This is a genomic window from Acinetobacter sp. YH12208 (assembly GCF_013418055.1).
Classification (GTDB): domain Bacteria; phylum Pseudomonadota; class Gammaproteobacteria; order Pseudomonadales; family Moraxellaceae; genus Acinetobacter; species Acinetobacter pseudolwoffii.
In genome coordinates this window covers 126,191-145,549 of sequence record NZ_VPCT01000006.1, presented here as the reverse complement: position 1 = coordinate 145,549, position 19,359 = coordinate 126,191, and the positions used below count along the sequence as shown (strand labels likewise).

Here is a 19,359-nt window from a genome sequence, read left to right as displayed (position 1 = left end):
AAAGTCTGTGACATAAAAAATTAAGCTGAGACAGCCCTGCTTTTCAGTCCACTGACTTTAATTTTTTATAAGGTGGTCCACTCTTTACGCACATCTTCTGCTGTTTTATTGAGCACTACGCTATCGTCTTTGATTTCGCTTACCCAACTCAAGGGAATCAGATGATGCTCATTATTTTCATCATCACTTCTTGTCAATTTAATTGAATCCTGACCTTCTAAATGGTCTACCTTCCCGACTTGAGTACCACATGAAGCAATGACTGAAGCATGTTCTTTAATATCACTTGCATTAAAATTGTTCATTCTATTTGCCTGTTTCTAGAAGTTGAGAGGAACAGTCTAAGCAATAAAAAACGCCACATGTGTAAGGCTTTTCAGACTTTGGGTTTTGAAGGGTTAAGAATGTAAACGCTTAGCACGGTTTAACCCACTACATAACAAAAATGCTTTTTGAAGTTGAGTATTCAGATATTTTTATAGCTTGATGAATTGGATGTGAAGATTTGAAGATTTGAAGATTTGAAGATTTGAAGATTTGAAGATTTGAAGATTTGAAGATTTGAAGATTTGAAGATTTGAAGATTTGAAGATTTGAAGATTTGAAGATAGGTTAATTTTTTATGTCTTAAAATAAAAAAGAAGATAAAGCTTAGGCTTGATCTTCTTTCTGACCGTACATCCAAGTTGCAGCGATATATACACAAAAACCACTTGCCATTAAAATACCTGTAACCATTGTTAAGATCTCCCGTTTCAATAGCTGCATTATGTAAAAGTTTTATGACAGTTATATGACAATCTGGTTTTTTATTAAATTTAAAATAATTAATAAAATTCAATTGCTTAATACGGAATAAGCAAAATTATGCGTATTTTTTATCTGAAATATGACACTAAATATGACCGATTACTGTCATATTTGACCCGCTGAGCTGCTAAAGTCGTCCTTCAGATTGCTTAAACTATAAACTTTCGGCCAATGCTCGCCCAAAATGCCCACAACCCGATTCTTTTGTCTTATAATTTAGCCCGCTAGCTATCAGCCCGCTCAAGAGATATTTGTATGACAACTATTATCAAGCAAGATGACTTAATCACATCGGTTAAAGATGCGCTTCAGTTCATTTCTTACTATCACCCACAAGACTTTATCCAAGCGATGAGCCGTGCGTATGATCGTGAAGAGAACAAAGCTGCTAAAGATGCGATCGCGCAAATCTTAATTAACTCACGCATGTGTGCAGAAGGCCACCGCCCAATCTGTCAAGATACCGGTATCGTCAACGTATTTGTTGAAGTGGGCATGGATGTTAAATTCGATTTAACCATGGGCCTGGATGATGCAATCAATGAAGGCGTACGTCAGGGTTATTTAGAAAACTCCAACGTGCTTCGTGCATCAGTTCTGGCCGATCCTGCTTTTGGTCGTAAGAATACCAAAGACAACACTCCTGCCGTGATTTACCACAAGCTTGTGCCTGGTAATAAAGTAGATATCACTGTAGCAGCCAAAGGTGGCGGTTCAGAAAATAAATCTAAACTCGCAATGTTGAACCCATCTGATTCAATCGTAGATTGGGTACTGAAAACTGTTCCAACGATGGGTGCAGGCTGGTGTCCACCAGGTATGCTAGGGATTGGGATCGGTGGTACTGCTGAAAAAGCCATGATGCTTGCCAAAGAAGCATTGATGGAAGAGATCAACATGGACGAATTACTTCGTCGTGGTCCACAATCTAAACTTGAAGAACTTCGTATCGAAATCTTCGAAAAAGTGAATGCTTTGGGTATTGGCGCACAAGGTCTTGGCGGTTTAACCACTGTTCTTGATATTAAAATCAAAGATTATCCATGTCATGCTGCGGGTAAGCCAGTCGGTATGATCCCGAACTGTGCTGCGACTCGTCATGCACACTTCACACTTGATGGTACGGGTGTTGCCAACATCATCGCACCAAAACTTGAAGACTATCCTGAAGTCACTTGGGATTCTTCATCTTCTAAACGTGTTGACCTGGACAACATCACGCAAGAAGAAATGAACTCCTGGAAACCAGGCGATACGCTTCTTCTAAACGGTACGATTTATACTGGTCGCGATGCTGCACATAAACGTATGGTCGACATGCTGAACAACGGTGAAGAACTTCCTGTTGACTTGAAAGGCAAGTTTATCTACTACGTCGGTCCAGTCGATCCAGTCGGTGATGAAGTGGTTGGTCCTGCTGGTCCAACAACGGCTACACGTATGGATAAATTCACACGTCAAGTCCTTGAAGCAACTGGCATGTTCGGCATGATCGGTAAAGCGGACCGTGGCCCTGCTGCTGTTGAAGCCATTAAAGATAACCAGGCAACTTACCTCATGGCTGTGGGTGGTGCTGCTTACTTGGTATCGAAAGCGATCCGTGAAGCTGAAGTGGTGGCTTTTGCTGATCTGGGTATGGAAGCAATTTACAAGTTTGTCGTGAAAGACATGCCGGTTTCTGTCGCGGTTGATGTGAATGGTACTTCTATTCACGCGACTGCACCGAAAATCTGGCAAGCAAAAATTGGTAAGATTCCAGTCGTGGACGCTGCTGCGGGCTAATTTCTATTGCAATAAAAAAGCACCCTGAATGGGTGCTTTTTTATTGTGTTTGCTTAAAAAAATGTCCAAATTACCAAGTCCGTGGATCCCAAAGTTTAAAAGGTGCTTTCAGCTGCACATCTAATGAGGGATCATAAGCAGTCGGTTCAATTTTTTGGGCTTTTTTACGAATCTGGCCAGTTTCCTGATCTTGTGCCACGAAGTTAAAACTGTCTGATTTTAGCTGAGTAAAAGCAATTTCATTCAGGCCAACTTTTTCCGGCATCAGCATGAGCGGCCCGGAAATACTCCGGCGTGTACTGATATTTTCTTCATCATATTTAATAAAATAAGACTGTCCCGCTTCGACAGTAAAATCCAGATATTTAGGCTTCTGGAAATGTAGCGCGCCTAATGGCCGGCTGGTACTCAAACGATAGGTCCCTGCAGGCACCTCAATCCAGTAATAATGATTATGCAATAAGCTTGGAATATGCTCTTGATTAATAAACAGGCTGGCAGCAACAATTTCCTGACGGTTCCATCTGGAATCAGGCCGGTATAAATACACGATGGCTGCTTCAGCATGCTGCGGTTTCACCGTCTGAAACTGGTTGCCCTGCTTTTGATTGACCCAGCCGCCAATGGTGAACATGCCGATACGATGCTGCTCGACGAAGCCCGGTTTTTTTTCAAGATCGATATTTTTTAAAGTGCTGAGTGGCTGTGTAGGCTCAACGACGGCTTTCTTACCATGACACCCCAGCAATGCCAAACTGCTGATGAGTACAATTGCGACTCCACGCATGCTTATCCCTCACTGCGTCTTTATTCTTTTGTATGCAAGTGCTTTGCGATTTGTTTTTTATAAGTTTTAGGCATCCACGCCTAGTGAATCAGATTAACACCGAGCTTTATTTTTGGAAATAAAAAACGTGCGAAAACACGGAGTTTTCGCACGTTTCGGACGAATAGCAATTAAGCAGATTTACTATTCACGACCTTTAAATCTATTTTTGTCGCTGTCTCTTGCTGATCATGCGGCTGACGCTCGGCACGGTATTCCGGCTCTGCTTCACCTTTAATCACCGCTTCATTGACGACCACAGTGCCGACATCACTACGGCTTGGCAAGTCATACATGGTTTCCAGCAATGAATTTTCCAGAATCGAACGTAGACCACGTGCGCCTGTATTACGCTCAACTGCTTTCTTAGCCACGGCACGTAGAGCAGATTCTTCAAAGACCAGATCCACATCTTCCATATCAAACAGATGTTGGTACTGACGGGTCAAAGCGTTCTTCGGCTCAGTCAGAATCTGCATCAGTGCTTCTTCATCTAACTCATCCAAAGTAGCAATCACTGGCAAACGACCAATAAATTCTGGAATCAAACCAAATTTTACCAGGTCAGTTGCTTCAACTTGACGGAACAAGTCAGACAGCTTCTTGGTTTCATCTTTTTTACGCACTTCTGCAGTAAAGCCGATGCCACCTTTTTCCTGACGCTGCTGTACAATTTTCTCAAGTCCTGAGAATGCACCACCACAGATAAACAGGATGTTTGAGGTATCAATCTGAATAAATTCTTGCTGCGGATGCTTACGTCCACCTTGTGGCGGAATTGATGCAACCGTGCCTTCAATCATTTTCAATAATGCTTGCTGAACACCTTCACCTGATACATCACGCGTGATGGATGGGTTTTCAGACTTGCGGGTAATCTTGTCGATCTCATCGATATAGATAATCCCCTTTTGCGCTTTTTCGACATCGTAATCGGCTTTTTGCAAAAGCTTCTGTACGATGTTTTCTACATCTTCACCCACATAACCGGCTTCGGTCAGTGTCGTTGCATCTGCCATAGCAAATGGAACATCAAGAAGACGTGCCAGCGTTTGTGCAAGCAAGGTTTTGCCTGATCCTGTCGGACCAACCAACATAATATTACTTTTTGAAAGCTCGACTGAATCATCAGCTTTCTTGCCATTATTCTGCACTTTCAAGCGCTTGTAATGGTTATAAACCGCCACTGACAAGGTTTTTTTCGCGACGTCCTGACCAATCACATATTGATCCAAGGCCGCACGAATTTCATGCGGTTTCGGCAAAGGACGATTGGCCCAGTCATTGGTTTCCACCTGCTGACTGGTTTGAACCAAATCTAAGCATACGTCCACACATTCGTTACAAATGTATGCGTCCTCGCCTGCAATCAGCTTCCCGACTTCAGACTGCGTTTTACCGCAAAATGAACAATGCTTTTGTCCTTGAGGATGTTCGGACATATTTACTCCACTATCTCAATCTTTAAAACTTACGGACGTTTAGTTAAAACTTCGTCCACAAGACCGTATTCTTTCGCTTGCTGAGCAGTCATAAAGTTGTCACGGTCTGTATCACGTGCAACTTTCTCGTAATCCTGACCGCTGTGTTCAGCCATTAAACGGTTTAAACGTTCTTTAATAAATAGAATTTCACGGGCATGAATTTCAATATCTGAAGCCTGACCACGGAAACCACCCAATGGCTGGTGAATCATGACACGGGCATTTTCAAGGCAATAACGCTTGCCTTTGGTACCGGCATTCAGCAGGAACGCACCCATTGATGCTGCCTGACCCATGCAGTACGTTACGACATCTGGTTTGATAAACTGCATGGTGTCATAAATCGCCATACCTGCAGTTACCGAACCGCCTGGTGAATTGATATATAGATGAATATCTTTATCTGGATTTTCCGCCTCTAAAAACAACATTTGCGCAACGATCAGGTTCGCCATGTTGTCTTCAACTTCGCCCGTCATAAAAATTACACGTTCACGCAAAAGGCGTGAATAAATATCAAAAGAACGCTCACCACGAGAGGATTGTTCTACCACCATTGGCACTAAAGCGTTTTCAATCGTTGGAACATACATACGTTTATTTATTCCTAAATTTTTTGTGACCTAACCCATAATCACAATATGAGGGATAATCACTGAAATTGCAAAAAATTCGCCAACAAATCCATTATATTTTTTGCATTAGTTTTGTGAAAAACAGAAATGCTTTTTTCAGCGCTCAATATGAAAAAAAAGGCGCATTAAGCGCCTTTTTTATCGAAAGCTAAATTAGCCTTGTTGACGAGCTTGTTGCTCTTTCAATAAGTCTTCATAGCTTACAGTCGCATCAGTTACTTTAGCAGAAGCCAAAATGTAATCAACAACTTGGTCTTCTAGTACAACAGCTTCGATTTGTTGACGTTGTTGCGCATCGTTTTTGAAGTATTCGATCACTTCGTTTGGATCTTCATAAGAAGACGCCATGTCTTGGATATACGCTTCAACACGTGCAGCATCTACTTCGATTTTCGCATCAGCTAAAACACGGCTAACCAATACACCAAGTTTTACAGATTTTTCAGCTTGTTCTTTGAACAATTCATCTGGAAGCATGCTTGAATCAAATGCTTGCGCACCTTGAGCACCGAACTGTTGAGTGAACTGCTGAATCATTTGTTGACGTTGACGGTCAATTTCTTGAGCAAGCATAGCCGCTGGAAGTTCAACTTCGTTTGCAGCAACAAGCGCATCAAAAGTCGCACCTTTTACCTGGTTACGCAGGCCGTTTTTCACTTCACGTTCCATGTTTTTACGAACGTCAGCTTTCAACTTCTCAACGCCTTCTTCTTCAGACACACCGAAGATTTCCAGGAATTCAGCATCAATTTCTGGAAGTTTTTGTTTTTCAACAAGCTTCACAGTGATTTTGAATTGAGCTTGTTTACCAGCAAGGTTTTCAGCTTGGTAATCTTCAGGGAAAGTTACATCAATCACTTTCTCTTCGCCTTTCTTCATACCAACGATGCCGTCTTCGAAGCCAGGAATCATACGGCCAGAACCGAGTACAAGTTTGAAGTCTTCAGCAGCGCCGCCTTCAAATTTCTCGCCATCAACCGTACCTTCGAAATCAAAAGTCACTTGCATGTCTTTTTTAGCCATGCCTTTGGTTTCAGCCCAAGCAGCACGTTGTTTTTGAAGATTTTCGATCATCTTCTCAACGTCTTTATCGTTGACTTCAGTTGCTTTACGTTCAACTTCTAGACCTTCGAATTTCACTTCAACTTCTGGATAAACTTCAACAGTCGCTGTATATACCAGCGCGTCGTCTTTCATTTCAGTTTTTTCGATGTTTGGCATGCCCACAGCATTGATTTTCTCTTGCTGGATTGCTTCGAAAACTGTGTCACGAATAATATCGTTTACCACTTCTTGGTAGATACCCGCGCCGTATTCACGACGAACTACGTTTACAGGCACTTTACCTGGACGGAAGCCGTTGATCTTCGCAGTTTTAGCAGTGCGTTTTAAACGAGCTTCAAATTGCTCATTAATACGGCTCGTCGGTACAGAAACATTTAAACGACGGGCAACGCCCGAAACCGCTTCAGAAGTTACTTGCATGGCTTCCTCTATATATTAGGTTATAACAGGTTTATAAAAATGTGCCACATTATATGACAACATTTAAGGATATACAAAAAATACGCGCGAGTTCCAGTTTTTAAACCCTTTTTTTACTTGAATTGGCATCTTTTCAAATATTCAGGCGATTAAATTGAAATGAAGGAATTGTATATTTTTATTGCAAATGATAAATATTATCACTAGTATTCACTTTCAAATTTGATACAAAACTCTGAACTCTCTCCATATTGGAATTTTGGTTATGCGTGATTTTAATCTTCGACCTTTAGCTGTGGCTATTCTTGGGGTTACAGCTGCTTCTGCACATGCTGAAACAAATAATACCACTGTACCAGTAACACAATTGTCTACGATTGTGGTTTCAGCGGCGGGTTATGAACAAAAGATTAAGGACGCACCCGCTTCAATTACTGTACTCACCGAAGAAGATTTTAAAACAAAACGTATTACTTCTTTAGCAGATGCTTTAAGCGATGTAGAAGGTATTGATATTAGTCCTACGGCTGGTAAAACAGGCGGTCTAGATATTAGCATTCGTGGCTTACCATCTGAGTACACACTTGTACTCATTGATGGTCGCCGTCAAAACAGTACCGGCGATATTACACCGAATGGTTTTGGTGAAACAAAAAATAATTTTATTCCTCCATTGTCTGCAATTGAACGCATCGAAATTATTCGTGGCCCGGCATCTACCTTATATGGTTCGGATGCAATGGGAGGTGTCGTAAATATTATTACTAAAAAAGTAAGCAGCGAATGGACCGGTTCGATTGGTTTAGAAGGATCAATCTTGCCGAAAAGCTCTGATTTTGGTAACCAACGTAGTATCGATTTGTATGCAACTGGTCCCTTAGTACAAAACCTTTTGGGCTTACAAATTCGCGCAAAACATTGGGAACGTGACGAATCGAATGTAACTAGAGATATTGACCAAACAACATTAGGTACAGGTAATAATCCATCTGAAGGTAAAATTGATACCCTAGGTGCACGTTTAACATTAACACCCACAGACAAGCATGACATATCTATTGATGCAGAGTCTCAGCGCCAATCATATGAAAATCCGAAAAATACCAGCGGTTTCCAATTAGGTACTGTAGGCCCAGCAGGTGGCTATGATAATGAGATGGAATTTAATCGTGATAAATATGTGCTAGCTCATCAATGGCGTAATGACATTGGTACTTTAGACAGCAGCATTACCCGTAATGAAAGTGAAACTGTTGGTCGTCTTATTCCATCACGTATGCAAGGTGGCGATTTAGTTACTAAAACCCCGCGACTAATTGAAAGTGAAGATACTATTTTTGATACTAAACTGTCTGTAAATTCAATAGCAAATCATAACTTGATCTTAGGTGGCCAATGGTGGGATGCCAGCATTTCAGATGGCCTACGTTCATCTAAACCTGAGGTTAACTTTACTCAAGTTGGTTTGTTTGCAGAAGATACATGGAATATCTTACCAAACTTCGCCTTAACATTAGGTCTGCGTTATGATGATCACGATACTTTTGGTGATTTCATTACTCCTCGTGCTTATGCTGTTTGGAATGTTAACGATACTTGGACACTAAAAGGCGGTTATTCAGAAGGCTATAAAGCTCCTCGTTTAGAACAGTTGACAAATGGTGTAGTAAACGTTGGACGTCAAGGTGCTCAACCTATTTTTGGTAATCAAAATTTAAAACCTGAAACTAGCGATAACTATGAGCTTGGCATTTATTTCACACCTAATAATGACTTAAATATTAACTTGACAGGTTTTATCAGTACCGTTGAAGATAAAATTGTTTCAGGTGCAATCACAGATACTTCGGTAAATACAGGTGGCAATCCAGGTGAATGTTTAGTAAACCAAACTTGTGCAGACTATTTAACTGGTCTCGGCACTCCATGGCAGTGGCTTAATCAATCCAGTGATCGTGCTTTTATGATCACTCGACCTGACAACGTTGATGAAGTTGAAATTTATGGTACAGAGCTAGGTATTAATTGGGGCTTTGCTGAAGATTGGAAATTAAACTTTAACTACACTTGGACTGAAACTGAGGTTACCAAAGGTAAAGATAAAGGGAAAAAGTTACAAGACACCCCTGAGCATATGTTTAATGCAACTGTAAAATGGAATGTCGCTGACAATGCTGATCTTTGGTTACGTGGTGAATACCGTACCGAACGCTCTCGCTTCAAAACCACAAACTTAACTGGAGATGATCTTACTGTTTATAATACGTTGGGTGACTATGAGGCATATGGTTTAATGCACTTAGGCACAAATTATGCCGTGAATGATAACTGGGATATTGGTGTTGCACTCTACAACATTTTCGATAAAGACTTTAATAAGTATGAAATCGTTGATGGTACTGCCTATAACTTATATAGCAATACCCAAGAAGGTCGTCGCGTTCAGTTAAGTACAACTTTTAAATTCTAAGAAATACATCTCTTAAAAAAACCCTGCCCTGGCAGGGTTTTTTTCTTATCGTGCGATCAATACTTTCCAAAACATTGCTAATTTATGCTGTTCTATAAACATCATTATTCTCAATAAAAATTTAACAATTAGATTAATTTTTCAATATTTACTAAAATCATATGTTTATATATTGATTGTTATAATATTACATTTAGAAACTCATTTAACATTTTCTTAAAGATCATGAATTCCCATCATTAAAAGATAAAAACAATAACAAGAATCATTATTATTCGCATACATTTTTAATATTCATTTCTTAGGTTTAACATGACCTTCATTAAAACACGTAAAAAAATCGTTTCCTCTGCAATTGTTTCGTCTTTATCAATTGTCGGAACACATGCAATTGCTGAAGAAAATGTAGTTCGACTTGACACCATTCATCAAGAAGTCAAAGCTGAACAAGCACCCAGCTTAAAAGTAGATCAATCTGCAAACAGCAAATTTGTTGCTCCTTTACTCGACACACCAAAATCAGTATCCGTTATTTCAAAACAGCTGATTGCAGATACGCAAGTGACGACTTTAAGTGATGCTTTACGTACTGTGCCGGGTATTACCCTAGGTGCAGGTGAAGGGGGCAATCCAAACGGCGATCGTCCGTTTATTCGTGGTTATAACTCTGAAAGTTCCATGTATGTAGACGGCGTTCGTAATGCCACTTCACAAAACCGTGAAATGTTTGCTGTCGAACAGGTCGAAGTGACTAAAGGTTCTGCGTCTGCCATGGGCGGCGCAGGAGCGACCGGTGGTAGCATCAACATGATTTCTAAAGTTGCGAAGAAAGGTGACTTTTTAGAAGGCTCGGTCGCTGGCGGCACAGATAACTATCAACGTATTACTTTAGATGGCAATAAAGATTTCGGAAATGGTATCGCAGCACGTGTTGCGGTAATGGGCCATCATAATGAAAAAGCTGGCCAGAAAGATGGTGCGGAATATAAACGTGCCGGTATTGCGCCAAGTATTAGCTTTGGTCTGGACACCCCTACTCGCGCGACTTTGGGCTATTACTACTTAAAGTCTGATGATACGCCTGATGCTGGTGTACCTTACGGTACACTTGGAACTGCTGATACTATTGGTAAACCCATTGATGTAAAACAAGGCATTTACTACGGATGGCTTAATCGTGACTTCCAAAAACAAGAAAATCAAATTGGTACATTTAAGTTAGAACATGATTTAAATGAAAATTTAACACTTTCTAACATTGCAAGTTATACCCGATCAAAAAATGATTATGTATGGACTCAACCTGACGATAGTCAAAAAAATATTGCCAATGATGAAGTTTGGCGCCGTGCCAATACACGTATTACCGACACAGAAGGCTATAGCGATCAGCTAAGCTTACGCGGCAAATTTAATACAGGCGCTTTACAACATAGCTTTAATATCGGTGCTGAATATAGTTATCTAGAATCAGATAAAGGCAATTATACAGTTAACAATTCTGGCAATGTTGAACCTGTTCAAACAGTTGATGCTGCTGGCAACCCAGTCTTTGATAAAGATGGTAAACCTGTAATGACCAACCCAATTGGAGGTAACTCTGCATCTGGTGCATGTTCTACAAATTACGGTTATGGACAAGGTGCTGCATCTGAATACTGGTGTACTTCTGCTCTTAACCCTAATTCACGAGATCCATGGTTAGGCAGTATTACTGTAAATAAAGCCGTCACCACAACAACTGCAGAAACAACATCTATCTATTTATTAGACAGCATCGAAATCAATCCTCAATGGATAGTCGATCTAGGTGCACGTTGGGATAAATTCGATACGGAACTTAAAACCAATGCAACCGGTGTAAAAATTGAAAACAATACGGACTTTTTCTCATATCAAGCAGGCTTAACATTTAAACCTGTAGAAAATGGTTCGATCTATGCGAGTTATTCGACTTCTGCAAACCCAGTAGGGATTGATGCAGGTGATGGCTCTGAAGCAACAGTCAATGCCAACAATAAAGACCTTGACCCTGAAGAAGCTCGTACTTTTGAAATCGGAACAAAATGGGACTTATTAAATGAAAAACTGAATTTAACTGCTGCCATTTTCCGAACAGAAAAACAAAATACGCGGATTCAACTGGATGCTAGTACATATACTAATGGCGGTGAAACCCAAGTTGATGGTATCGAATTGGGCTTAAACGGTAACATTACCGATAAATGGGCAGTTTCAGCTGGCTATACTTATCTAGACAGCGAAACTGTGAATCCAGGCCCATCTTGTAACCGTCAAGGCGTGTGTACACCGGATAACCCTGCCAAAGGTAAACAAATGCAGAATGTGCCTAAAAACTCTGCAACCCTGTGGACAACTTATGCAATAACTCCAGCTTTAACTTTAGGTGCGGGTGCTGTGGCAATGGATAAAGTCTATGGCGATGCTGCGAATACAAAATATGTTCCGGGCTATGTACGTTACGACGCGATGGCACGTTATAACGTAAATAAAAATGTTGATTTACAATTGAACGTCAACAACCTGTCTGATGAACGTTACTTTACCAAAGCTTATGCATCTCACTATGCCACTGAAGCAGAAGGCCGTAGCGCAGTATTGGCAATCAACTTTAAATATTAATTCAATGTAAGCGCATAGCCTCCTTATGGGGGCTATGCTATTTTCAATATAAAATATTCAGGAAAAGTCTTCGTGCTGCATCATATTCCAAACGTACTGAGCAAAGAACAAGTGCAATATTTCCGTGAGGAGATGAATAAAATCGAGTGGGTGAATGGCAAGGTTACGGCTGGTACGCTCTCTGCAACGGTGAAACAGAATCAGCAATTGCCTGAAGATCATCCCCTGACCCATCATTTAAGTCATATTATTCTTGAATCATTGGGTCAACATCCGCTATTTCTATCGGCTGCGATTCCACTCGATATCATTCCCCCACTGTTCAACCGTTATGAAAATAACGAAGCTTTTGGCTTTCATGTCGACAACTCCATTCGCCGTATTCGTGGCACGAATGAACGTCTCAGAACCGACTTATCCTGTACGGTTTTTTTGAGTGAACCTGAAGAATATGCCGGTGGTGAACTGGTGGTTGAAGACACCTATGGCTATCACGAAGTAAAACTGCCTGCCGGGGATATGATTCTGTATCCATCCACCAGTTTGCATGAAGTCACCCCAATCACCTCAGGTTGCCGAATTGCCTCATTTTTCTGGGTACAAAGCATGATTCGTGATGATGCTGAACGGCATATGCTGTTTAATCTGGATCAAAGCATTCAAAACTTGAGAATGCAATTGGGCGATCAGCATGCAGAAGTTATGAAACTGACCAATTTGTATCACAACCTCATGCGCAAATGGGCCGAGCTTTAAAATTTTGCCCGGATTAAATGCCTTTAGCCATCTAGGGCTATCTTTTCTAAAAATATAGGCTGATATGGCATGATTGGGTGTAAAAAATAACGGCTTATTTCAAAATCAAGAAAATATAAAACACTATACTTAAAATATATGGGAATATTTTTCAAAACTTAAAGCTTATAAGAAAATCTTTATTAAGATACGACTAAAATCTATTAAAAAAGCAAAAACTTTTCGGTTTAACTGGATTAAACTTAAAGTTATAAGTTGATCATGCAGGTTTTTTGATTAAAACTAAATCCCAAATATTCCAGAAGATTTTTAGTTTTAATGCTGGTTCCAATCTGTATGTAGACGATTATAGACACAATCTATTCGGTAACCTTTGCCAGTGCTTCAACCAAGCGCAGACTCTATCAGGTTACACAAGGAGCTCTCTCATGATGTTGGCTGATCCAAGTAAAAAATACCGTCGCATGTATCAACGTGTGGACTTACCAGACCGTCAATGGCCGAACAATGAAATCAACAAAGCGCCAATCTGGATGAGTACTGACCTGCGTGATGGTAACCAGGCGATCTTCGAGCCAATGAACATGGAGCAAAAATTCAAGATGTTCCAGATGTTGGTGAAAATCGGTTTCAAGCATATTGAAATTGGTTTCCCTTCAGCATCGCAAATTGACTTTGATTTCACTCGTAAATTGATTGAAGAAGATCATATTCCTGAAGATGTTTATATCGAAGTTTTGGTTCAAGCTCGTGATCATTTAATTGCTCGTACCTTTGAATCTTTACAGGGTGCAAAACGTGCCATTGTGCATATCTACAACTCCAATTCACCGACTTTCCGCGAGAAAGTCTTAAATGTAGATGTAGCGGGCGCAAAACAATTAGCCGTCAATGCAGCACAAAAAGTCAAAGAATATGCCGCAAAACAGCCTGAAACTGAATTTGTCTTCCAGTACAGCCCGGAATGTTTCACTGCGACTGAATTAGAAGTTGCAAAAGATGTCTGTGATGCTGTGACTGAAATCTGGGAAGCATCACCGACCAATAAAGTCATTTTGAACTTGCCTGCAACGGTAGAAGTCTCAGGTCCACACATCTATGCCGATCAAATCGAATGGATGCACCGCAACATTCAGCGTCGTGACGGCGTAATTATTTCTGTGCACTGTCATAATGACCGTGGTTGCGGCATTGCCGCTTCTGAATTGGCGATGATGGCCGGTGCCGATCGTGTTGAAGGTTGTGTGTTTGGGAACGGTGAGCGTACCGGTAACGTCGATGTGGCAGCAATCGCATTGAACATGTATACCCAAGGTGTTGCGCCAAACCTGGATTTCTCCAATATCAATGAAATTATCGCGACTGTAGAAGAATGTACCGGTTTGCCAGTACATCCACGTCATCCATACGCAGGTGATTTGGTCTTTACTGCATTCTCCGGTTCACATCAGGATGCGATCAAAAAAGGTTTCGAATTCCAGAAAGACCAAGAAATGTGGGATATGCCATATTTACCAATCGATCCAAAAGACTTGGGTCGTGACTATGATGCGGTGATTCGCGTTAACTCACAGTCAGGTAAAGGCGGTATCGCCTACTTGTTAGAATCGAATTACAACGTGACTTTACCACGTCGTTTACAAATCGAGTTCTCGCAAATTGTACAAAAACGTACCGATGAACAAGGCACTGAAATTTCTGCAACCGAGATCTGGAAGTTGTTTAAAGAGACTTATGTCGATGTTAAACATGTACATTACTCGACTAAAAACTACAAGTTATCGGATGACAATGGCAATCAGGTGATTGAGCTGGATCTCGAAGTTGAGGGTCAGTCCCGCCGTGTTCGCGGTGAAGGCAATGGTCCAATTTCTGCAATCTTGGATGCACTTCAGTTACCGATTGATGTGGTGAACTATGAAGAGCGCAGCATCAGTTCAGGTGCGCATGCCAAAGCCTTGGCCTTGATTGAACTGCAAGTCAAAGGCACTGGCAAGTCTGCCTTTGGTGCGGGTGTACATGACAACATCGTGACCTCTTCGATTGAAGCAATTCTTGCCTCGACCAACCGTCTGATTGATCAAGGTGTATTAAGCACTGATCAGGTAATCGCTGCTGCGGTCTAACCGGCTGTATTAGAATTAGCGATAATTCATAGCACTAAAATGACTTTAGAAGGATATCCGCTAGTGGTATCCTTTTATTATTCATACTCAAGATTTTAAGGCGAATCCTCCCCGTGTCTTTTCCAGCTGACTCAGTGGGCATTGTTGTCCCACAAAAGTTCCAATTTGAAGAGCCGTTAGAGCTTGAATGCGGTCGCATCCTCCCCCGTTTTGAACTGATGGTTGAAACTTACGGTACCTTAAATGCTGACAAGTCCAATGCCATTCTGATTTGTCATGCCCTTTCTGGTCATCATCATGCCGCAGGTTATCATCATGAAGATGATAAAAAGGCTGGCTGGTGGGACGCCTGTATTGGTCCCGGCAAAGCCATTGATACTGCAAAATTCTTTGTGGTATCACTGAATAATATTGGGGGCTGTAGCGGTTCTACCGGTCCAACCTCACCAAATCCTGAAAATGAAAACCGTCCTTATGGTCCAGATTTTCCGCTGGTCACGGTCCGCGACTGGGTTAAAACTCAGGCTTTATTGTCCGATCGTTTAGGCATTCAGACTTGGGATGCCATCATTGGTGGTTCACTCGGTGGCATGCAGGCACTGCAATGGTCAGTGGATTACCCGAACCGTTTAAGAAAATGTGTGATTATTGCCAGTGCGCCAAAACTTTCAGCACAGAATATTGCCTTTAATGAAGTAGCACGTCAGTCGATTTTGTCTGATCCTGACTTCCACAACGGCCGTTATCTGGAAAATGACAGCTACCCCAAACGTGGTCTAATTCTGGCACGTATGGTCGGTCATATTACCTACCTGTCCGAAGAAGCCATGAAGCAGAAATTTGGCCGTGATCTGAAATCTGGCAAATTTATGTATGGTTTTGATGTCGAATTCCAGGTCGAAAGTTATTTGCGTTATCAGGGTGAACAGTTCAGCCGTAACTTTGATGCCAATACCTATCTGATCATGACCAAAGCACTGGATTATTTTGATCCGTCACGTGAATATGAGCAGTCACTGAAAAAAGCCATGGCCCATACCCAGTGCAAATTTTTGGTGGTGTCCTTCACCACTGACTGGCGTTTTACCCCTGCCCGCTCGCAGGAAATTGTGGATGCCTTAATTAGCAACCATAAACCGGTGAGCTATCTGGATATTGATGCCGAACAGGGTCACGATTCCTTCCTGTTCCCGATTCCCCTGTATGTAAAATCTTTGCGTGCATTCCTGGGTGGTGAAGAACACCTGAAAGCCACACCGAAGGAGGCCGTATAATGCGTATCGATCAACAACTCGCTGAAAAGTGGATTAAGCCCGGTTCTAGCGTACTCGACCTCGGTTGTGGCGATGGTGAACTGCTGGCACAAATGAGTAAAAAACACGATATTCGTGCATACGGATTAGAAATTGATCAGGAAAAGATTGCAATTGCGGTCAGTCGCGGGTTAAATATCATCCAACAAGACTTAAACCTCGGTTTAAGCCGCTTTGCCGACCAGTCTTTTGACAATGTGGTCATGGCACAAGCTTTGCAGGCTGTAGATGCACCTGACGTATTATTGCGTGATATGGTGCGTGTAGGGAAACAGGCCATTATTACGTTTCCAAACTTTGCCCACTGGAAGACCCGTTCTTTCTTGGCGATCAAAGGAAAAATGCCGGTTTCTGAAGCCTTGCCTTATATGTGGTATAACACCCCGAATATCCACTTATGTACATTCCGTGACTTTGAAGCACTCTGTGCGGAAAATAACATCAAAATTATTAATCGACTCGCTGTGAACGGGAATCAAGAAGATAGTTTGCTCAGCAAACATCTCCCTAATCTATTTGGTGAAGTCGCAATTTATCGAGTGAGCGCGCTATGAAAAAATTATTATTAGGTACGACGCTACTGGCTGGACTTTTTGGCATGCAAGCCCATGCAGACTATGTTGCTCCAAGTCCTTCTGTTGCCAGTCAAGCGGCTCAGTATTCAATAATGGATATCAACAGTCTGATCAAAGCAGCTAAAGCAGGTCAGGCCGGTGCACAGTTTTATCTGGCCACCAAATACCAGTATGGCAAAGACATTCAAAAAGATGAACGACAGGCCTTTGCCTGGTACAAAGCTGCTGCCGATCAAGGTTTAGCTGTGGCGCAGTTAAATGTCGGCCGTATGCTGGCAGATGGCATGGGCACCCGAAAAGATGAAGCGCTGGCACGTCAGTATTTTGAAAAAGCAGCCAGCCGTGGTGATAACCGTGCCAGCTTTAACCTGGCCATGATGGAAGAGAAAAAGAAAAACTACATGGGTGCTTATCAGTGGTATGAACTGTCTACCCGTGATGGCATGCTCGACAATAAAGTGATTACCCTTTCTGAAGGCAAGAAAACAGCATTGGCGGCAAACTTGACCCAGGAACAGATCCGTCAGGCGCGTGACCGTGCCGACAGATGGATTCAGGCACAATAAAGCTGAATGGTATAAATAGCACCTTCGGGTGCTTTTTTATTGCCTACAAACCCGCAATGGCAGTTAAAATAGCACGATTGATATTTAGAGAATGAGTGACACATGGCTTCTACAGATTGGTTATCCCAAGGCACACTGGTATTGGCAAGTAATAACAAAGGTAAAATTGCCGAGTTTGAGAAAATGTTTGCGGAACTGCAACTGCCGGTAGATGTGATTCCTCAAGGTCAACTGAATATCGAAGATGCCATCGAAGATGGCTTAAGCTTTGTTGAAAATGCCATTATCAAGGCACGCCACGCGGCTAAAATCTCAGGTAAACCGGCGATTGCCGATGATTCAGGCATTTGTGTGCCAGTTCTTGGCGGAGCTCCTGGGATCTACTCAGCACGTTATGCCGGTGAACATGGCAATGATGCCGCCAATAATGAGAAACTTCTAGTAGACCTTAAACCATTGCGTAAAGATAGCGAAGCGATTGAAGGCATGTTTGTCTGTGTACTGGCACTGGTTCAACATGCTGAAGATCCACTGCCACAAATTTTCCAGGGCATCTGGACGGGTGAAATTTTAGAAGCAGCACGCGGTGAAAATGGCTTCGGTTATGACCCGCTGTTCTGGTTGCCGGAACTCGGTATTTCCAGTGCAGAAATGAGCAAAGAAGAAAAGAATAAAATCAGTCATCGTGGTCAGGCCATGCAGCTGTTTAAAGCCAGTTTGGCGAAATAATTTGTTTTACCCCTCCCTTTTCCAAAGGGAGGTTGGGAGAGATTTAAACATTAATGAATCCCCCTAAATCCCCATTTTTCAAAGGGGGACTTTATAACTCTTTCTAGCCTTCTCTCCAAAAAAGGAAACTTTATAGCGTAGGCATCACCGCATGCAACACCAGCCCATAGATCCCAATCAAAATTGCACTCGCAATCGTCCCCGAAGCAATATATTTAGCGGAATGCCCTGTGCCCTGATAATGGGTTTCTAAAGCCACGATGTTCGCTGCCGGTGGCAATAAGAAATACATCATCATTACACTATAAGTCAGGAGCTGATGTGGAATCGGCAAGAATATATAGGCAATACCAGCCAAGCCTAATGCAAAAATAAAGCGCCCGCTGATCAGCACCAGACTGCGCTTTAAATCCCTCAGCTGAATACGGACATGACGAAGCCACATGCCCAAAATGCACATTCCTGCAAAAGTGACTAAAAATTTATTGGCTGCATATGCCCATTGAAGGGTGGGATGAAACTCATAATGACTAAAGTCCCAAAATGATAAAACCCCTGCAATACTGAGTGCGATCACCGGTGGCGATTGCAGGATATTTTTCAGAATAAATGTCCAATCTTGGCGAGTTTGGCTCACGGCAATGACAGCACTGACATTCCCAAATAATGAGCCACCAATATAAAGTGCAATCATGGTCGACATTGCGTCAGTGCCAAACACTGCTAAGGCAAATGGCAGACCGAGCCATACGCCATTCAAATAGCTAAAACACAGCGCACGCAATTTATCTTTGGCAAAATAATAAAACAGGCTAAACAGCACAATTGAACTAAAAATACTAAAGCCCATCAGCCACAGACTGCCCGCTTTATAAAACACCATATTGTAAATAATCAGCACAGGAATCAGGACACGTGCCAATAAAGCCGCCAAGACAGGTCGAACCGGCTTTAAATATTGCACGCCCCAATAACCAATCAAAAAAGACAGCAGGGGAAGAATCAAGGCCATGACAGTGCTGCTGAGATTTCCATATCAGGTTATATGCTAGCACAGCATCCTTTTCATCTAATGATAGATTTTTCATATGAATTACTCATTACCCTGCTGCCGTGTCGGCAAACTGTCATTAAAGCGTCACTGCATTGTCATACAAGC

At 41.9% G+C, this 19,359-nt stretch carries 15 protein-coding genes; 9 read left to right on the top strand and 6 right to left on the bottom strand.

The features are described 5' to 3' along the window. Window positions 1-65: 65 nt before the first annotated feature. Complete coding sequence (locus tag FTU95_RS08055) at window positions 66-305, bottom strand: DUF2171 domain-containing protein (protein ID WP_005095591.1); 240 nt, start codon at window positions 303-305, stop codon at window positions 66-68. Between the two features lie 760 nt (window positions 306-1,065). Here FTU95_RS08055 and FTU95_RS08050 point away from each other — a divergent pair. Next, window positions 1,066-2,592: a fumarate hydratase gene (locus FTU95_RS08050; protein WP_005172753.1), complete on the top strand. Its 1,527-nt coding sequence runs from the start codon at window positions 1,066-1,068 to the stop codon at window positions 2,590-2,592. Between the two features lie 70 nt (window positions 2,593-2,662). Here FTU95_RS08050 and FTU95_RS08045 read toward each other — a convergent pair whose 3' ends face one another. The 4 genes from FTU95_RS08045 to tig form a co-directional block, all read right to left on the bottom strand. Continuing rightward, on the bottom strand, window positions 2,663-3,379 hold the full coding sequence (locus tag FTU95_RS08045; RefSeq protein ID WP_100329252.1) for a DUF2846 domain-containing protein: 717 nt from the start codon (window positions 3,377-3,379) through the stop codon (window positions 2,663-2,665). A 170-nt stretch (window positions 3,380-3,549) separates the two neighbouring features. Next, window positions 3,550-4,860, bottom strand: a complete 1,311-nt coding sequence (gene clpX / locus FTU95_RS08040; protein WP_180078133.1) for an ATP-dependent protease ATP-binding subunit ClpX — start codon at window positions 4,858-4,860, stop codon at window positions 3,550-3,552. Window positions 4,861-4,889: 29 nt separating this feature from the next. Further along, complete coding sequence (gene clpP / locus FTU95_RS08035; RefSeq protein WP_004647427.1) at window positions 4,890-5,495, bottom strand: ATP-dependent Clp endopeptidase proteolytic subunit ClpP; 606 nt, start codon at window positions 5,493-5,495, stop codon at window positions 4,890-4,892. A 195-nt stretch (window positions 5,496-5,690) separates the two neighbouring features. Then, entirely contained in the window at window positions 5,691-7,022 is a 1,332-nt protein-coding gene (tig, locus tag FTU95_RS08030) for a trigger factor (RefSeq protein WP_074384005.1), read from the bottom strand. Window positions 7,023-7,287: 265 nt separating this feature from the next. On the opposite strand from tig, the gene FTU95_RS08025 reads away from it, so the two are divergent. The 8 genes from FTU95_RS08025 (at window position 7,288) to rdgB (ending at window position 18,200) form a co-directional block, all read left to right on the top strand. Then, the gene (locus FTU95_RS08025; RefSeq protein ID WP_180078131.1) at window positions 7,288-9,492 is read left to right on the top strand and encodes a TonB-dependent receptor domain-containing protein; all 2,205 of its coding nucleotides are present in this window, start codon (window positions 7,288-7,290) and stop codon (window positions 9,490-9,492) included. Between the two features lie 312 nt (window positions 9,493-9,804). After that, a complete protein-coding gene (locus FTU95_RS08020) occupies window positions 9,805-12,135 on the top strand; it encodes a TonB-dependent siderophore receptor (RefSeq protein WP_180078129.1) in 2,331 nt (776 codons plus the stop codon). A gap of 72 nt (window positions 12,136-12,207) precedes the next feature. Next, window positions 12,208-12,891: a Fe2+-dependent dioxygenase gene (locus FTU95_RS08015; protein WP_100357541.1), complete on the top strand. Its 684-nt coding sequence runs from the start codon at window positions 12,208-12,210 to the stop codon at window positions 12,889-12,891. Window positions 12,892-13,319: 428 nt separating this feature from the next. Further along, on the top strand, window positions 13,320-15,017 hold the full coding sequence (gene leuA / locus FTU95_RS08010) for a 2-isopropylmalate synthase (protein WP_159138504.1): 1,698 nt from the start codon (window positions 13,320-13,322) through the stop codon (window positions 15,015-15,017). Between the two features lie 113 nt (window positions 15,018-15,130). Next, window positions 15,131-16,291 (top strand): homoserine O-acetyltransferase, encoded by a 1,161-nt coding sequence (locus tag FTU95_RS08005; RefSeq protein WP_005095567.1) that lies wholly within the window; start codon window positions 15,131-15,133, stop codon window positions 16,289-16,291. Next, window positions 16,291-16,884 carry a methionine biosynthesis protein MetW gene (metW, locus tag FTU95_RS08000; RefSeq protein WP_005095565.1) on the top strand — a complete coding sequence of 198 codons (594 nt, stop codon included), beginning with the start codon at window positions 16,291-16,293 and terminating at the stop codon, window positions 16,882-16,884. The genes FTU95_RS08005 and metW overlap by 1 nt, the downstream gene beginning before the upstream one ends. Further along, window positions 16,881-17,471, top strand: a complete 591-nt coding sequence (locus FTU95_RS07995; RefSeq protein ID WP_005095562.1) for a tetratricopeptide repeat protein — start codon at window positions 16,881-16,883, stop codon at window positions 17,469-17,471. Before metW ends, FTU95_RS07995 begins: the two co-directional genes overlap by 4 nt. Window positions 17,472-17,573: 102 nt before the next feature. Continuing rightward, window positions 17,574-18,200: an RdgB/HAM1 family non-canonical purine NTP pyrophosphatase gene (rdgB, locus tag FTU95_RS07990; RefSeq protein ID WP_074383999.1), complete on the top strand. Its 627-nt coding sequence runs from the start codon at window positions 17,574-17,576 to the stop codon at window positions 18,198-18,200. A gap of 130 nt (window positions 18,201-18,330) precedes the next feature. On the opposite strand, the gene FTU95_RS07985 is transcribed toward rdgB, so the two are convergent. Further along, complete coding sequence (locus FTU95_RS07985) at window positions 18,331-19,212, bottom strand: hypothetical protein (protein ID WP_005172765.1); 882 nt, start codon at window positions 19,210-19,212, stop codon at window positions 18,331-18,333. Between the last annotated feature and the right edge of the window lie 147 nt (window positions 19,213-19,359).

What these genes read in the sequence shown, in the direction of transcription:
- FTU95_RS08050 (WP_005172753.1), top strand. Translation starts at nt 1,066, where the DNA reads ATGACAACTATTATCAAGCAAGATGACTTAATCACATCGGTTAAAGAT.
- FTU95_RS07995 (WP_005095562.1), top strand. Translation starts at nt 16,881, where the DNA reads ATGAAAAAATTATTATTAGGTACGACGCTACTGGCTGGACTTTTTGGC.
- FTU95_RS08045 (WP_100329252.1), bottom strand. Translation starts at nt 3,379, where the DNA reads ATGCGTGGAGTCGCAATTGTACTCATCAGCAGTTTGGCATTGCTGGGG.
- leuA (WP_159138504.1), top strand. Translation starts at nt 13,320, where the DNA reads ATGATGTTGGCTGATCCAAGTAAAAAATACCGTCGCATGTATCAACGT.
- tig (WP_074384005.1), bottom strand. Translation starts at nt 7,022, where the DNA reads ATGCAAGTAACTTCTGAAGCGGTTTCGGGCGTTGCCCGTCGTTTAAAT.
- FTU95_RS08020 (WP_180078129.1), top strand. Translation starts at nt 9,805, where the DNA reads ATGACCTTCATTAAAACACGTAAAAAAATCGTTTCCTCTGCAATTGTT.
- FTU95_RS08055 (WP_005095591.1), bottom strand. Translation starts at nt 305, where the DNA reads ATGAACAATTTTAATGCAAGTGATATTAAAGAACATGCTTCAGTCATT.
- FTU95_RS08025 (WP_180078131.1), top strand. Translation starts at nt 7,288, where the DNA reads ATGCGTGATTTTAATCTTCGACCTTTAGCTGTGGCTATTCTTGGGGTT.
- clpP (WP_004647427.1), bottom strand. Translation starts at nt 5,495, where the DNA reads ATGTATGTTCCAACGATTGAAAACGCTTTAGTGCCAATGGTGGTAGAA.
- FTU95_RS07985 (WP_005172765.1), bottom strand. Translation starts at nt 19,212, where the DNA reads ATGGCCTTGATTCTTCCCCTGCTGTCTTTTTTGATTGGTTATTGGGGC.
- rdgB (WP_074383999.1), top strand. Translation starts at nt 17,574, where the DNA reads ATGGCTTCTACAGATTGGTTATCCCAAGGCACACTGGTATTGGCAAGT.
- metW (WP_005095565.1), top strand. Translation starts at nt 16,291, where the DNA reads ATGCGTATCGATCAACAACTCGCTGAAAAGTGGATTAAGCCCGGTTCT.
- clpX (WP_180078133.1), bottom strand. Translation starts at nt 4,860, where the DNA reads ATGTCCGAACATCCTCAAGGACAAAAGCATTGTTCATTTTGCGGTAAA.